Source organism: Frigoribacterium salinisoli, assembly GCF_054781095.1.
This window is the reverse complement of the sequence record NZ_BAAGVB010000001.1, coordinates 369,712-383,312: the sequence shown is the minus strand read 5'-3', so window position 1 is coordinate 383,312 and position 13,601 is coordinate 369,712. Positions and strand designations below refer to the sequence as shown.

Sequence of the window (13,601 nt, the reverse complement as noted above, 5' to 3'; positions counted from 1 at the left end):
AGAGCTTACCGAGGTCCGACGGTGCCCCGCGCGCCGGCGGGGGAACCGTGGACGATCACTGCCGGCTCTCGCCCGTGGAGGAGGGCAGGCCGACGGCGAGGCCGGTCGCCTCGACGCGCGTCCCCTGGTCCGTGCCCGTGCCTCCTGCGCCCCGGCCCTGCCCGCGACGACGGCGCGGCACGACGGCGCGACGCCCCGTGCGCCGGTCGACGATGCGCACGACCCACGACAGCAGGAGGTTCGTCGCGAGGTAGACGACGAGCACGACGATCCAGAGCGTGAACTGGTACGTGTTGCCGTAGTAGGACCCCAGCCGGTTCAGCCCCGAGCGCGTGAGCTCGACGTACCCGACGATGTAGCCCAGGGAGGTGTCCTTCAGGAGCACGACCAGCTGCGCCAGGATGATCGGCAGCATCTGACGGAAGGCCTGCGGGAACTCGACGAGGAACCGCGTCTGCACCGGTCGCAGGCCCAGCGCCAGGCCCGCCTCGCGCTGGCCCTTGGGCAGCGAGGCGATGCCGGCCCGCAGGATCTCGCCGATGAGCGCGCCGTTGTAGACGATGAGCGCCGCGACGACGGCCCAGAAGGCGCCCGTCGCGAAGACCAGCAGGATGAACAGCATCATCAGCAGCACGGGCATGCCGCGGAAGAACTCGAGCACGAAGGCCACGGGGACGCGGACGACCCTGCTGCGAGCCGTGCGCCCGAACGAGAACAGCACGCCGACGACGAGCGCTCCGACCGCGGCCACTCCGGCGGCCTGCACGGTGGCCAGCCAGCCGCGACCGATGGCCCGCCAGAGCGCCAGGTCGCCGACGATGTCCCACCGGCTCGCGTCGAACATGCCGGGCGTCTCGGCACCGTTGGCGTTGAGGCGCGGCTTGCCGAGGGCCCAGGCGAGCCAGGAGAGGCCTGCGAGCAGCAGCAGGACGCCGACGACCGAGATGACGCGCGAGAGCCGACGTGCGCGGGGACCGGGGGCGTCGTACAGGACGGACGTGGTCATCGGAGGACTGCGACCTTCTTCTCGATGCGGGCCGCGATCTGCCCGAGGCTGACGGTCACGAGGAGGTAGGCCACGGCGACGGCCAGGAGCGTCGTGACCACCGCGTCACCGCGGTCGTTGGCGATGTACCGACCCGCCGCGAAGAGCTCGGACACGAAGAAGGCGCCGGCCACGGAGGTGTTCTTCGTGAGCGCGATGAAGACGTTGATCAAGGGCGGCACGACCATGCGCAGTGCCTGCGGCAGCACGACGGACGTCAGCGTCTGGCCGAACCCGAGGCCGATGCTCCGGGCGGCCTCCGCCTGCCCGACGGGCACGCCGTTGACGCCGGAGCGGACGGCCTCGGCGACGAACGGCGACGTGTAGGCGGTGAGGCCGATGCAGGCCAGCGTGAAGTAGTCCAGGGGCACCTGCAGGTAGGGCAGCACGTAGGCGCAGCCGAACAGCACGATCGTCAGCGGCACGTTGCGCAGGGCCTCGGTGTAGACGGTCGCGAAGCCGCGGAACGAGGCGACCGGCGAGATGCGCATCGCCGCCACCACGACGCCCACGACGACCGCGCCGAGGCCCGACACCAGCAACAGGCGCAGCGTGGTGAGGAACCCGTCGAGGAACCGGGGCCAGTTGTCGGCGACGGCGTCGAGGCCGGGGATGAGGTCGACGGGGTTCATCGGGTCTCCAGGTCACGGGCGGCACCGGGGTGCCGGGGCAGGACGGGCAGGAGGCGCGGGTCGTCGTGACCCGCGCCTCCTGCCGCGTGCGTCAGTAGCGGTCGACCGCCGGGGGCTCCGGCGTCGGCAGGACGGTGCCCGCGGTCTTCTCCCAGAGCTCGGCCCAGGTGCCGTCCTCGTAGGACTCCTCGAGGGTGTCGTTGATGAAGTCGCGGAACTCGGTGTCGTCCTTCGCGAGGCCGATGCCGTAGGGCTCCTCGGTGAAGGGGGCGTTGACGACCTCGAAGTCGCCCTCGTTCTGGTCGGCGAGGCCGGCCAGGATGACGTTGTCGGTCGTGACGGCCTGGACCGCACCCGTGCGGAGCGGCTCGAGGCAGTTCGAGTAGGTGTCGGTCGCGATGATGTCCGAGGTGTACTCCTGGACGTTCTTCTCGCTCGTGGAGCCGCTCACCGTGCAGACCGCCTTGTCGGCGAGGTCCTCCGGGCCCTCGATGCCGTCGGGGTTGCCCGCGAGCACCAGGAGGTCCTGACCGGCCTGGTAGTAGGGCCCGGCGAACGAGATGACCTCCTTGCGCGCGTCGTTGATGGTGTACGTCGCGACGACGAGGTCGACCTGGCCGTTCTCGATGAAGGGCTCGCGGTTGGCCGACACGGTCTCGACCCAGTCGATGTCCTCCGGCGCGATGCCGAGCTTCGCGGCGATGAGCTTGCCCATCTCGGCGTCGAAGCCCTCGGGCTGGCCGTCGGGGTTCACCAGGCCGAAGAGCGGCTGGTCGAACTTCGTGCCGATGGTGATGGTGCCCGCGTCGGCCAGCTCCGCCATGGTGCTGCCGGCGGGGAACTCGGCCGGCTCCTCGACCTCGACGGACGGTGCCTGCGAGTCGCTGCAGGCCGAGAGGCCCACCACGACGACGGCGGCTGCGGCGGCTGCGGTGAGGCGTCTGCTGAGTCGCATCTCGTTCTCCTTGTGAAGGGGGTCCACCGACCGGACGGCCAGCGGGACGACGTGCGGCCGGCGCCGCACGGGGGTCAGTGGGTGAGGATCTTGGAGAGGAAGTCCCGGGCGCGGTCCGAGGACGGCGCCGTGAAGAACTGCTCCGGCGTCGCCTCTTCGACGATCTCGCCGTCGGCCATGAACACGACCCGGTCGGCGGCCTTGCGCGCGAAGCCCATCTCGTGCGTGACCACGATCATCGTCATGCCGTCCTTCGCGAGCTGGACCATGACGTCGAGCACCTCGGTGATCATCTCGGGGTCGAGCGCGCTCGTGGGCTCGTCGAGGAGCATGACCTTCGGGTCCATGGCGAGGGCCCGGGCGATCGCCACGCGCTGCTGCTGGCCACCCGAGAGCTGCGAGGGCATCTTCGCCGCCTGGTTCGCCACCCCGACGCGCTCGAGCAGCTCCATCGCGCGCTTCTCGGCCTCGACCTTGGAACGACCGCGGACCTTGATCTGCCCCAGGGTCACGTTCTCGAGCACCGTCTTGTGGGCGAAGAGGTTGAAGTTCTGGAACACCATGCCGACGTCGGCGCGGAGGGCGGCCAGGGCCTTGCCCTCCTCCGGCAACGGCGTGCCGTCGATGGTCACGACGCCGTCGTCGATGGTCTCGAGGCGGTTGATGGCCCGGCACAGCGTCGACTTGCCGGAGCCGCTCGGCCCGATGACGACGACGACCTCGCCGCGCGCGACGGTCGTGGACACGTCGCGGAGGACGTGCAGGTCGCCGAAGTGCTTGTTGACGCGGTCGACGACGACGAGGGGCTCCATGTCGCCACACAAACAGAAAGGCAGGTTCCGGTCAAACTCCCAGGCCGTTCGTAACAGAACCGAAACGACTGGTGCGCTCCCCCGGTCGCGCGCCTCCTGCCCGGATCAGGACCGCTGGGCGAACGCGCTCTCGTACAGGCACACGGAGGCCGCCGTGGCGAGGTTCATCGACTCGGCCTGCCCGTAGATGGGCACCACCACGACGTCGTCGACACGGGCCAGGTCGTCGTCGGTGAGGCCCCGGGCCTCGTTGCCGAAGAGCCAGGCGGTGGGGCGCGTCAGCGTGCCCTCGTCGCGCACCTCGGGCAGGGCGCGGCCCTTGACGTCGGCGGCCAGGACCTGCAGGTCGGCCTCCCGGCAACGCTCGAGCGCGGCGGGCAGCTCGACGCCGACGGCCACGGGCAGGTGGAACAGCGAACCGGTGGTGGAGCGCACCACCTTCGGGTTGTAGAGGTCCACGCTGCGACCCGTGATGACGACCGCGTCGGCGCCGGCTGCGTCGGCGGCACGGATGATCGTGCCCGCGTTCCCCGGGTCGCGCACCTCTTCGAGGATCGCGATCAACCGAGGCGCCGGTGCTCCGTCGCGCGGCGTGAAGACGTCCTTCACGGCCGTGGGGAACTGTCGGCAGACGGCGACGACCCCCTGGGGCGTGACGGTGTCGGCCATCGCGCCGACGACGGCCTCGGAGGCGTACTCGACGTCGACGTCGGCCTCGTCGATCGCGGCGGCCAGGCCCGCGTAGCGCTCGAGGGCGGTCGGCGTGACGAACAGCTCCAGGACGAGCTCGGGCCGCCAGCGGAGCGCCTCGGCGACGGCCTGCGGCCCCTCCAGGAGGAACGTGCCGGTCTCGGTGCGCGCGTCGCGCCTCGCGAGCCTCGCGATCGCCTTGACGCGGGGGGAACGGGGGTTCTCGAGGAGTTCGGGCATCCGACCAGTGTGCACGAGAAGGGCCCGCACGTCGTGCGACGTGCGGGCCCTCGTGCCCCGGAGGGCGGTGGTGCGGTGCGTGCTACGCGGCGGCGTCGGCCTTGGGGGCCGAGGTGTCGGCGGGCAGCGCGGCCTTGGCCGTCGCGACGAGCGAGGCGAAGGTGGCGGGCTCGTTGACCGCGAGGTCGGCGAGGATGCGACGGTCGACCTCGACGCCGGCCAGGCCGAGGCCCTGGACGAGGCGGTTGTAGGTCAGGCCGTTCGCACGCGACGCGGCGTTGATGCGCTGGATCCAGAGGCGACGGAACTCGCCCTTCTTGGCGCGGCGGTCACGGTACGAGTAGACGAGGGAGTGGGTGACCTGCTCCTTCGCCTTGCGGTACAGGCGCGAACGCTGACCGCGGTAGCCCTCGGCCCGCTCCAGGACGACGCGACGCTTCTTGGCGGCGTTGACCGCCCTCTTGACTCTTGCCATGGTGTTGTTCCTCTACGTTCGTGTCGTCGGTCTCAGCGACCGAGCAGCTTCTTGGCGACCTTGGCGTCGGCGGGGGCGAGCACCTGGTCCTGGTTCAGGCGGGCCTTGCGCTTGGCCGACTTGACCTCGAGGTTGTGGCGCATGCCGGCCTGCTGCTTCATCAGCTTGCCGGTACCGGTCACCTTGAAGCGCTTCTTGGCACCGGAGTGCGTCTTCTGCTTGGGCATCTGTTCTCGTTCTCTCTCTGGGTCACTCGGCCGGTGCGTCGGCCGCGACCTCGTCGGACGTGGGGTGCTTGGGCCCCTTGGCGGCGACCTTGCGGGCCTCCGCCTCGGCCTTGGCCTCGGACTTGTTCTTGTGCGGCCCGATGACCATGACCATGTTGCGGCCGTCGATGGTCGGGGTGGACTCGACGCTGCCGAACTCGGCGACGTCCTCCGCGAAGCGCTGCAGGAGGCGCACGCCCTGGTCGGGACGCGACTGCTCGCGGCCCCGGAACAGGATCATGGCCTTGACCTTGTCGCCGCCCTGGAGGAAGCCCTCGGCGCGCTTGCGCTTGGTCTCGTAGTCGTGCTTGTCGATCTTCAGGCGGAAGCGCACCTCCTTGAGGATGGTGTTCGCCTGGTTGCGACGCGCCTCTTTCGCCTTCTGAGCGGTCTCGTACTTGAACTTGCCGTAGTCCATGATCTTGGCCACGGGCGGCTTCGAGTTCGGGGCCACCTCGACGAGATCGAGCTCGGCCTCCTGGGCCAGGCGCAGGGCCATGGCGATGGGGACGACGCCGACCTGCTCACCTCCGGGGCCGACGAGGCGGACCTCGGGGACGCGGATGCGGTCGTTCGTACGGGGATCGCTGATGCGGAGCTCCTCTGTCGTGTCTTCGTCATCCGGTGCACCTGGCAGGGCATCGGAGAAAGAGGAGGCTCACGCACGGGTCGCGGACGACGACGCACGACACCCTGGCTACCGATCCTGTCGACGACGCCCTCGGAAGGGGCCGCACGGTCGGACCGGCGGGGTGCAACGACCCGGTAACCTCGTACAACGGTCGACGCGGGTGGGAGGGACTCCACTTTCGCACCGGGACAGATGCCCCGGGCCTCCAAGACGATAGCAGAGGATCACATGGAACACACCCCCCACGACACGCACGGCGAGGCGGACCCGACGACGGGCGCCGCGCGCGACATCGCGGACGTCAACGCCGTCGAGGTCATCAACACCGTCGCCGTGCACCTCATGAGCGCCGCGGCCGTCAAGGTCGGGCTCGCGGACGACCCCGACGCGCAGACCGACCTCGACGAGGCGCGCAAGCTCATCACGTCGCTCGCCGGACTCGTCACGGCCAGCGCGCCCGAGATCGGCAACCAGCACGCCCGCGCGCTCCGTGACGGCCTCCGATCGCTGCAGCTGGCCTTCCGGGAGGCCTCGACCTTCCCCGACCCGATCGGTCAGGGCCCCGGCGAGAAGCTCACCGGCCCCGTGAGCTGAGCGGGGCCCGCGCCGCCCGGCTCGGGGCCCGCGCCGCCCGGCCCCCTGCCGGGCGGCGGGCTCCGCGAGCCCCCGGCCGTCGCCGAGCGATGCCGGGCGTCGGGCCTCGGGCGCCGGGCACCAGGTCTCAGGCGTCAGGCGTCAGGCGGGGACGACCCGCACGGCCAGGCTGTCGACCCGTTCCGCGACCACGGCGTGCGCCGACCAGGCGGCCTGCAGCCGGGCGAGCAGGGCCGTGAGGGCCGCACGGTCGAGCCCGGGACGCAGGGCCAGCCGGACGACCAGCTCGGGACCGTCCAACCGTGCGCCCGGCGTGCCGGGAGCCAGGACGACGCCCGCGACCGCGGGCTCCCCCGCGACGCCCTCGAGGAACGCCTCGAGCACGGACCCGTCCTGGTGGCTCGGCAGCCACGGGTGGTCCTGCGCCACCGCCCAGACGGCGGGCCGGCGGAGGCCGAACTCCGTCGGGCTGCCGGGATCGAGGACCATCAGCTCCGTGCCCTCCGCCGCGGCCGCGAGGGCGACGCGACGGGCCTCGACCGGGACCGGACGCGCCTCCTGACGCCACGCCTGCAGGGCCGCGACCGAGGTGAAGGCGGGCAGCACGTCCCGCCCGTCGGGCCCGGCGACCGTGACGATCGACAGCTCCTGCGTCTTGTCGACGCGCACGCCGTGCTCGTTCAGCCCCTCGTCGCCCGCCACCGCGACGAGCGGGACCAGCAGTCGAGCCGGGCGCAGGGCGTCGACGACCTCGTGCGCCCCCGCCGCGTCGGCGGCGAAGCGCTGCAGGGCGTCCAGGAGGCGCGGATCGGCGCTCCCGTCGTCACCGGCGAAGGCCGTGTCGTGGTGCTGGAACGTCCGGCCCGCCCAGGGGCGCCCGGCGCTGTCGGCACCGGGTGCACCCGGCGACGACGCACTGGTCGGCGCGCGCCCTCCCGGGCCGTGGTCGCGGGGCTCGTGGTCGTCGGGGCCGCGCTCCCCCACGTCAGCCCGCGGCGACGTCGAGCGCCGCCGGCAGCGTGAACGCCCCGGCGTAGAGGGCCTTGCCGACGATGGCGCCCTCGAGGCCGAGCGGGACGAGCTCGCGCAGCGCGACGAGGTCGTCGAGGCTCGAGACGCCGCCGGACGCGATGACGGGGCGGTGCGTGCGGTCGAGCACCTGGCGGAGCAGCTCGATGTTCGGGCCCTTCAGCGTGCCGTCCTTCGTGACGTCGGTGACGACGTAGCGGGCACAGCCGGCGTCCTCCAGGCGCTCGAGGACGGTCCAGAGATCGCCGCCCTCCTTCGTCCAGCCGCGAGCCGCGAGCGTGGTGCCGCGCACGTCGAGCCCCACGGCGATCGCCTCGCCGTACTGCGCGATGACGTGGGCGGCCCACTCCGGGTTCTCGAGGGCCGCCGTGCCGAGGTTGATGCGCTTGACGCCCGTCGACAGCGCTTCGTCGAGCGACCGGTCGTCGCGGATGCCGCCCGAGAGCTCGACGTTCACGCCCTTGACCTGCTTGATCACCCGGCGCAGCACCGCGCGGTTGTCGCCCCGACCGAAAGCGGCGTCGAGGTCGACGAGGTGCAGCCACTCGGCGCCCTGCCGGACCCAGTCCTCGGCGGCGTCGACGGGGTCGCCGTAGTTCGTCTCGGTGCCGGCCTCGCCCTGCGTGAGGCGGACGGCCTTGCCGTCGGCGACGTCGACCGCCGGGAACAGCGTCAGTCGGGGGGTCTCGGTGAACTCGCTCATGGTGTCTCTCCGGCGCGGCGCGCCTGTGCTGCTGCACCCCGCGGGGTGCGGGGTGCGGGGTACGGGGTCAGAGGGTGCCGAGCCAGTTCGAGAGGAGCCGGATGCCCGGCTCGCCCGACTTCTCGGGGTGGAACTGCGTGGCCCAGAGCGGGCCGTTCTCGACGGCGGCCACGAACCGGCCGCCGTGGTCGGCCCACGTGACGCGGGGCCGCGGGAACGGCGGGATCACGTCGAGGGACCAGTCCTGGGCGGCGTAGGAGTGCACGAAGTAGAAGCGCTCGTCGCGGACGCCGTCGAAGAGGACGCTGTCGCCGGGGGCGTCGACGGTGTTCCAGCCCATATGGGGCAGCACGTCGGCCTTGAGCTCGTCCACGACGCCCGGCCACTCGCCCAGGCCACCGGTGCGGTCGCCGCGCTCGACGCCGCCCTCGAAGAGGACCTGCATGCCCACGCAGATGCCCATGACGGGGCGCCCGCCGGCGAGGCGGCGCTCGATGAGCTCGCCGCCGCGGATGGACTCGAGCTGGGCCATGACGGCCGAGAACGCCCCGACCCCGGGCACGAAGAGCCCGTCCGCCTCGGCGACCCGTTGCCGGTCGCGCGTGAGCTCGACGTCGGCACCGGCCGCCTCGAGCGCCTTGACGGCCGAGTGCACGTTGCCGCTGCCGTAGTCGAGGACGACGACATCGGGCCGGGCGCCGCCCTGCGGGACGGCGGTCACAGCGCGCCCTTCGTGGACGGCACGCCCGTCACGCGCGGGTCGGGCTCGACCGCCTTGCGGAGCGCACGGGCGAACGCCTTGAACTCGGCCTCGGCGATGTGGTGCGGGTCGCGACCCGAGAGGACGCGGACGTGCACGGTCAGGCCCGCGTTGTAGGCGATGGCCTCGAAGACGTGCCTGACCATGGACCCGGTGAAGTGGCCGCCGATGAGGTGCAGGGCGAAGCCCTCCGGCTCGCCCGTGTGGACCAGGTAGGGGCGACCCGAGACGTCGACGACGGCCTCCACCAGCGCCTCGTCGAGCGGCACGAGGGCGTCGCCGTAGCGCGAGATGCCGGACTTGTCGCCGAGCGCCTCGCGCAGGGCCCCGCCCAGGGCGATGCCGATGTCCTCCACCGTGTGGTGGACGTCGATGTGGGTGTCGCCCGTCGCCTGCACGTCGAGGTCGATGAGCGAGTGCTTCGACAGCGCGGTGAGCAGGTGGTCGAAGAACGGCACCGACGACGACACGGTCGACGTGCCGGTGCCGTCGAGGTCGACGGAGAGCGCGATGGTGGACTCGCTCGTCGAGCGTCGGACGGACGCACGACGGGACGCGGGCTGCTGGTCGGTCACCCGACGAGCCTAACGCCTCACGGTGCCGCGCCCGACGGGTGCAGGAGGCCCGTCAGCGTCGCCCGGTCACCTCGCGCAGGGCGTCGAGGAACGTCGTGGTCTCGGCCTCCGTGCCGGCGCTCACCCGGAGGTGCCCGGGGATGCCCAGGTCGCGCACGATGACCCCGCGCTCGAGCAGCCCCTCGAAGACCGCTCGGGGATCGTCGACGCCGCCGAAGAGGACGAAGTTGGACCAGGTGCGCCACGGCCGGTAGCCGAGCGCCGTGAGCTCCGCCACGATGCGGTCGCGCTGCCCCTTGATGTCGTCGACCATGGCGAGCATCTCGTCGGCGTGCGCGAGGGCCGCGACGGCGGCCGCCTGGGTGAGGGAGGACAGGTGGTAGGGCAGCCGGACGAGGCGCAGCGCGTCGGCGACGGCCGGGTGGGCGGCGAGGTAGCCGACGCGCGCCCCGGCGAAGGCGAAGGCCTTGCTCATGGTGCGACTGACGACCAGGCGCTCGCGTCCCTCGAGGAGGGTGAGCGCGGTGGGCTGCCCGGTGGGCATGAACTCGGCGTAGGCCTCGTCCACGAACACGATGCCGTCCGTGGCGTCGTAGGCGGCGCGGACGGTGTCGAGGTCGAGCGGCGTGCCCGTCGGGTTGTTCGGCCCGCAGAGGAAGACCAGGTCCGGGCGCGTGCGCTCGATCTCGGCCACGGCGGTGGTCGGCGAGATCTCGTAGTCGGCGTCGCGGACGCCCTCGACCCAGGTCGTGCCCGTGCCCGACGCGATGATCGAGTGCATCGAGTAGGTGGGCGGGAAGCCGAGCACGGTCCGGCCTGGTCCCCCGAAGGCCTGGAGCAGCTGCTGGATGACCTCGTTGGACCCGTTCGCCGCCCAGATGTTCGCACTGGTCAAGCCGTGGCCGAGGTACCGCGCCAGGGACTCGCGCAGGACCGTGAACTCCCGGTCGGGGTAGCGGTTGACCTGCAGCACGGCCGCCGCCATGGACTCGACGATGTCACGGGCGACCCCCTCGGGGATGGGGTGCGTGTTCTCGTTGACGTTCAGCGCGACGGGCACGCGCGGCTGGGGCGCGCCGTAGGGGGTCAGGCCGCGCAGGTCGTCGCGGAGGGGCAGGTCGTCGAGGCTGAAGGGCACCGACCCAGCCTAGGACCGACCCGGCGCGCTGACGACGGCCTCAGCCCGCGTACTGCGTCGGAACGGCGAGCTGCTGCCCAGGGTGGACCGCAGGGCTGCTCAGGGCGTTGAGCGAGACGATGTCGGCGATGACCTCACGAGGGTCCGCGTTCGGGGCCAGGTCGGCGGCCAGCTGCCAGAGCGTGTCGCCGCCCTGGACCGTGACGGTCGCGAACTCGGTCGACGCGGGCGTGTCGGAGGCGACGGCACCGCCGCCGTCGAGGACGCCGAGCGCGACGCCGGCCAGGAGCGGCACCGCGGCGAGGGCGGCGAGGACGCCGCGCCCACGGCGCGTGAGGCGCAGGTGGCTCGCGACCACCGTGCGCGCCCCGGTCGACCCGTCGACGGGGGACGCGGCGGAGGTGGAGACGACGGAGACGGCACGGCGGGTGCCGACGGGGGCTGCTGCGATGGCGCTCATGGTGTTCCTCTCTCAGGGGCGGTCCGTGCTCCGCGTTCGGCACTCGGCCGGGGGTGCCGAACGCGAAGACGTGTTCCGAACATACCTTCGAACACCCGTGCTGGCAACCCCGATCTGGTCCCGCTACCCGCGGATCTCGCGACACACTCGAACAGGTGTCCCGGGACCAGTGGTGCATCGGATACGGTTTCGATCGGTGGCACCAGTGCACCATCGACCACCGACATCGACGGCAGGAGAGCCATGAGCGACGCGCAGCGCACGACCGAGGCCCCGGCGGGCAGCGCCCGCAAGCCGCTGACGCCGAAGCAGGAGTCGATCCTCGAGGCCATCCAGGAGAGCATCGCCGGCCGGGGCTACCCGCCGAGCATGCGCGAGATCGGCGACGCCGTCGGCCTGCGCTCCCTCTCGAGCGTCACGCACCAGCTCAACCAGCTCGAGCTCGCCGGTCGCCTCCGCCGCGACCCCAACCGGCCCCGAGCGATGGAGGTCCTCGCCCACGAGGACTCCCCCGTGGCCCCCGTGGCCTCGATCCTCGCCACGAGCGACGACGGCGACACGGCCCACGTGCCGATGGTCGGCCGCATCGCCGCCGGCGTGCCCATCACGGCCGAACAGCAGGTCGAGGACGTCATGCCGCTGCCGCGCCAGCTCGTCGGCAAGGGAGACCTCTTCATGCTCCGCGTCGTCGGGGACTCCATGGTCGACGCCGCCATCTGCGACGGCGACTGGGTCGTCGTGCGCCAGCAGCAGAGCGCCGAGAACGGCGACATCGTCGCCGCCATGCTCGACGACGAGGCGACGGTCAAGGTCTTCCGGCAGCGTGACGGCCACACGTGGCTGCTGCCCCGCAACAGCGCGTTCGAGCCCATCCTCGGCGACCACGCCCAGATCGTGGGCAAGGTCGTGGCGGTCCTGCGCAGCGTCTGAGCCCGCGCCTCCTGCCCTGCACGACGGAGCGCCCGTCCCCCACCAGGGGACGGGCGCTCCGTCGTCGTGCCGGGGGTCAGGCCCGGCCGGCGACCGCCTCGGTCGCGAACTCCTGCAACGACGAGACGTCGCTCGGGTACACGCGGACCCGCACGTGCGTGCCCGACTCGACGTAGTCCGTCGTGAGGACGCGCCCCGACTCGTGCAGGTGCGACACCACGTCGCCACGGTCGAACGGGACCAGCAGGTCGAGCTCGACCTCGGGCTCGGGGAGCAGCGCCGCGATGCGGGAGCGCAGCTCGTCGATGCCCTCGCCGGTGCGCGCCGAGACGAAGACCGCCGTCGGCACGAGCCCGTGCAGCACCACGCGCTGGTCGTCGTCGACGAGGTCGCTCTTGTTGAAGACCACGATCTCGGGGATGTCGCGCCCGTCGACCTCGCCGATGACGTCGCGCACGGTCGCCAGCTGGGCGGCCGGGTCGGGGTGCGAGCCGTCGACCACGTGGACGATGACGTCGCTGCCCTGCACCTCTTCGAGCGTCGACCGGAACGCCTCCACGAGCTGGTGCGGCAGGTTGCGCACGAAGCCGACGGTGTCGGAGTAGGTGAACGGGCGCCCGTCGGGCGTCGAGCTCTTGCGCACCGTCGCGTCGAGGGTCGCGAAGAGCGCGTTCTCGACGAGCACCCCCGCCTGCGTGAGCCGGTTGAGCAGGCTCGACTTGCCCGCGTTGGTGTAGCCCGCGATCGCCACCGAGGGCACGGCGTTGCGGTCGCGGTTCGCGCGCTTGGCGTCGCGCGCCGGCTTCATCTCCTTGATCTGGCGACGGAGCCTGGCCATGCGGGTGTGGATGCGACGACGGTCGAGCTCGATCTTGGTCTCACCCGGGCCGCGGCTGCCCATGCCGGCCCCCGCGCCGCCGACCTGCCCACCGGCCTGGCGCGACATCGACTCGCCCCAGCCGCGCAGGCGCGGGAGGAGGTACTCGAGCTGCGCCAGCTCGACCTGGGCCTTGCCCTCGCGGCTCTTGGCGTGCTGGCTGAAGATGTCGAGGATCACGGCCGTGCGGTCGATGACCTTGACCTTCACCACGTCCTCCAGGGCACGCCGCTGGGAGGGCGCCAGCTCGGTGTCGGCGATCACGGTGTCGGCGCCGAGCGCTGCGACCGTGCCGCGGAGCTCCTCCGCCTTGCCCTTGCCGAGGTAGGTGCTGGGATCGGGGTTGGGCCGCCGCTGCAGGAGGCCGTCGAGGACCGCGGCGCCCGCAGTCTCGGCGAGGGCGGCGAGCTCGCGCAGGCTGTTCTCGGCGTCGGCGAGCGAGCCCTGGGAGTAGACGCCGATGAGGACGACGTTCTCGAGGCGGAGCTGTCGGTACTCGACCTCGGTGACGTCCTCGAGCTCGGTCGAGAGCCCGGCGACCCGGCGGAGGGCCGCGCGGTCCTCGCGGTCGAACTGGTCGCCGTCGGAGGATCCCTCGCCCGAACGGTCGAGGGACCGGGTCTGGATGGCCTGGGCGGGCGAGAAGAGGGTGTAGCCGGAGGCCCGCGACGCCGCCCGCTCGAGGACGCGCTCGACCACGTCGTCGGTGCCGGGGTGCCGCTCGTCGTCGAACGGGGTCGTGGGGGTGTCGGTCATCGTGGTGATCGTAGTCCTTTCGGCGTTCCGGTA

General features: G+C 72.1%; 17 protein-coding genes. 2 read left to right on the top strand and 15 right to left on the bottom strand.

Translation table 11 applies throughout. The annotated features are described in order from the left end of the window. Positions 1 to 55: 55 nt before the first annotated feature. The 8 genes from ACYVHQ_RS01870 to infC form a co-directional block, all read right to left on the bottom strand. Positions 56 to 1,006 carry an amino acid ABC transporter permease gene (locus ACYVHQ_RS01870; RefSeq protein ID WP_460510402.1) on the bottom strand — a complete coding sequence of 317 codons (951 nt, stop codon included), beginning with the start codon at positions 1,004 to 1,006 and terminating at the stop codon, positions 56 to 58. Beyond that, positions 1,003 to 1,677 (bottom strand): amino acid ABC transporter permease, encoded by a 675-nt coding sequence (locus ACYVHQ_RS01865; RefSeq protein ID WP_460510400.1) that lies wholly within the window; start codon positions 1,675 to 1,677, stop codon positions 1,003 to 1,005. Before ACYVHQ_RS01865 ends, ACYVHQ_RS01870 begins: the two co-directional genes overlap by 4 nt. 91 nt (positions 1,678 to 1,768) lie before the next feature. Then, positions 1,769 to 2,632 (bottom strand): glutamate ABC transporter substrate-binding protein, encoded by an 864-nt coding sequence (locus ACYVHQ_RS01860; protein ID WP_460510398.1) that lies wholly within the window; start codon positions 2,630 to 2,632, stop codon positions 1,769 to 1,771. Positions 2,633 to 2,706: 74 nt separating this feature from the next. Beyond that, positions 2,707 to 3,444 carry an amino acid ABC transporter ATP-binding protein gene (locus ACYVHQ_RS01855; RefSeq protein WP_460510396.1) on the bottom strand — a complete coding sequence of 246 codons (738 nt, stop codon included), beginning with the start codon at positions 3,442 to 3,444 and terminating at the stop codon, positions 2,707 to 2,709. Positions 3,445 to 3,549: 105 nt separating this feature from the next. Beyond that, on the bottom strand, positions 3,550 to 4,374 hold the full coding sequence (locus ACYVHQ_RS01850) for a TrmH family RNA methyltransferase (RefSeq protein WP_460510394.1): 825 nt from the start codon (positions 4,372 to 4,374) through the stop codon (positions 3,550 to 3,552). Positions 4,375 to 4,456: 82 nt separating this feature from the next. Further along, a complete protein-coding gene (gene rplT, locus ACYVHQ_RS01845; RefSeq protein WP_460510392.1) occupies positions 4,457 to 4,849 on the bottom strand; it encodes a 50S ribosomal protein L20 in 393 nt (130 codons plus the stop codon). Positions 4,850 to 4,881: 32 nt separating this feature from the next. Beyond that, positions 4,882 to 5,076, bottom strand: coding sequence for a 50S ribosomal protein L35 (gene rpmI, locus ACYVHQ_RS01840; RefSeq protein ID WP_460510390.1), 195 nt, complete (start codon positions 5,074 to 5,076; stop codon positions 4,882 to 4,884). 22 nt (positions 5,077 to 5,098) lie between these two features. Further along, positions 5,099 to 5,707, bottom strand: coding sequence for a translation initiation factor IF-3 (infC, locus tag ACYVHQ_RS01835; protein ID WP_460511210.1), 609 nt, complete (start codon positions 5,705 to 5,707; stop codon positions 5,099 to 5,101). Between the two features lie 267 nt (positions 5,708 to 5,974). On the opposite strand from infC, the gene ACYVHQ_RS01830 reads away from it, so the two are divergent. After that, the gene (locus ACYVHQ_RS01830) at positions 5,975 to 6,340 is read left to right on the top strand and encodes a DUF1844 domain-containing protein (RefSeq protein WP_460510388.1); all 366 of its coding nucleotides are present in this window, start codon (positions 5,975 to 5,977) and stop codon (positions 6,338 to 6,340) included. A 141-nt stretch (positions 6,341 to 6,481) separates the two neighbouring features. Here ACYVHQ_RS01830 and ACYVHQ_RS01825 read toward each other — a convergent pair whose 3' ends face one another. From ACYVHQ_RS01825 to ACYVHQ_RS01800, 6 genes are all read right to left on the bottom strand, one after another. Continuing rightward, the gene (locus ACYVHQ_RS01825) at positions 6,482 to 7,324 is read right to left on the bottom strand and encodes an SseB family protein (protein WP_460510386.1); all 843 of its coding nucleotides are present in this window, start codon (positions 7,322 to 7,324) and stop codon (positions 6,482 to 6,484) included. 1 nt (position 7,325) lies between these two features. Then, on the bottom strand, positions 7,326 to 8,072 hold the full coding sequence (gene priA / locus ACYVHQ_RS01820) for a bifunctional 1-(5-phosphoribosyl)-5-((5-phosphoribosylamino)methylideneamino)imidazole-4-carboxamide isomerase/phosphoribosylanthranilate isomerase PriA (protein ID WP_460510384.1): 747 nt from the start codon (positions 8,070 to 8,072) through the stop codon (positions 7,326 to 7,328). Between the two features lie 67 nt (positions 8,073 to 8,139). Further along, positions 8,140 to 8,793 (bottom strand): imidazole glycerol phosphate synthase subunit HisH, encoded by a 654-nt coding sequence (gene hisH, locus ACYVHQ_RS01815; protein WP_460510382.1) that lies wholly within the window; start codon positions 8,791 to 8,793, stop codon positions 8,140 to 8,142. Continuing rightward, complete coding sequence (gene hisB / locus ACYVHQ_RS01810) at positions 8,790 to 9,407, bottom strand: imidazoleglycerol-phosphate dehydratase HisB (RefSeq protein ID WP_460510380.1); 618 nt, start codon at positions 9,405 to 9,407, stop codon at positions 8,790 to 8,792. The genes hisH and hisB overlap by 4 nt, the downstream gene beginning before the upstream one ends. 52 nt (positions 9,408 to 9,459) lie before the next feature. Continuing rightward, entirely contained in the window at positions 9,460 to 10,545 is a 1,086-nt protein-coding gene (locus ACYVHQ_RS01805) for a histidinol-phosphate transaminase (RefSeq protein WP_460510378.1), read from the bottom strand. A gap of 40 nt (positions 10,546 to 10,585) precedes the next feature. Next, on the bottom strand, positions 10,586 to 11,005 hold the full coding sequence (locus ACYVHQ_RS01800; protein ID WP_460510376.1) for a LysM peptidoglycan-binding domain-containing protein: 420 nt from the start codon (positions 11,003 to 11,005) through the stop codon (positions 10,586 to 10,588). A 243-nt stretch (positions 11,006 to 11,248) separates the two neighbouring features. Here ACYVHQ_RS01800 and lexA point away from each other — a divergent pair, with 243 nt between their 5' ends. After that, complete coding sequence (gene lexA / locus ACYVHQ_RS01795; RefSeq protein ID WP_460510374.1) at positions 11,249 to 11,935, top strand: transcriptional repressor LexA; 687 nt, start codon at positions 11,249 to 11,251, stop codon at positions 11,933 to 11,935. A gap of 76 nt (positions 11,936 to 12,011) precedes the next feature. Here lexA and hflX read toward each other — a convergent pair whose 3' ends face one another. Next, entirely contained in the window at positions 12,012 to 13,568 is a 1,557-nt protein-coding gene (gene hflX, locus ACYVHQ_RS01790) for a GTPase HflX (RefSeq protein ID WP_460510372.1), read from the bottom strand. Positions 13,569 to 13,601 lie beyond the last annotated feature (33 nt).

What these genes read in the sequence shown, in the direction of transcription:
- ACYVHQ_RS01870 (WP_460510402.1), bottom strand. Translation starts at nt 1,006, where the DNA reads ATGACCACGTCCGTCCTGTACGACGCCCCCGGTCCCCGCGCACGTCGG.
- ACYVHQ_RS01865 (WP_460510400.1), bottom strand. Translation starts at nt 1,677, where the DNA reads ATGAACCCCGTCGACCTCATCCCCGGCCTCGACGCCGTCGCCGACAAC.
- ACYVHQ_RS01860 (WP_460510398.1), bottom strand. Translation starts at nt 2,632, where the DNA reads ATGCGACTCAGCAGACGCCTCACCGCAGCCGCCGCAGCCGCCGTCGTC.
- ACYVHQ_RS01855 (WP_460510396.1), bottom strand. Translation starts at nt 3,444, where the DNA reads ATGGAGCCCCTCGTCGTCGTCGACCGCGTCAACAAGCACTTCGGCGAC.
- ACYVHQ_RS01850 (WP_460510394.1), bottom strand. Translation starts at nt 4,374, where the DNA reads ATGCCCGAACTCCTCGAGAACCCCCGTTCCCCCCGCGTCAAGGCGATC.
- rplT (WP_460510392.1), bottom strand. Translation starts at nt 4,849, where the DNA reads ATGGCAAGAGTCAAGAGGGCGGTCAACGCCGCCAAGAAGCGTCGCGTC.
- rpmI (WP_460510390.1), bottom strand. Translation starts at nt 5,076, where the DNA reads ATGCCCAAGCAGAAGACGCACTCCGGTGCCAAGAAGCGCTTCAAGGTG.
- ACYVHQ_RS01830 (WP_460510388.1), top strand. Translation starts at nt 5,975, where the DNA reads ATGGAACACACCCCCCACGACACGCACGGCGAGGCGGACCCGACGACG.
- priA (WP_460510384.1), bottom strand. Translation starts at nt 8,072, where the DNA reads ATGAGCGAGTTCACCGAGACCCCCCGACTGACGCTGTTCCCGGCGGTC.
- ACYVHQ_RS01800 (WP_460510376.1), bottom strand. Translation starts at nt 11,005, where the DNA reads ATGAGCGCCATCGCAGCAGCCCCCGTCGGCACCCGCCGTGCCGTCTCC.
- lexA (WP_460510374.1), top strand. Translation starts at nt 11,249, where the DNA reads ATGAGCGACGCGCAGCGCACGACCGAGGCCCCGGCGGGCAGCGCCCGC.
- hflX (WP_460510372.1), bottom strand. Translation starts at nt 13,568, where the DNA reads ATGACCGACACCCCCACGACCCCGTTCGACGACGAGCGGCACCCCGGC.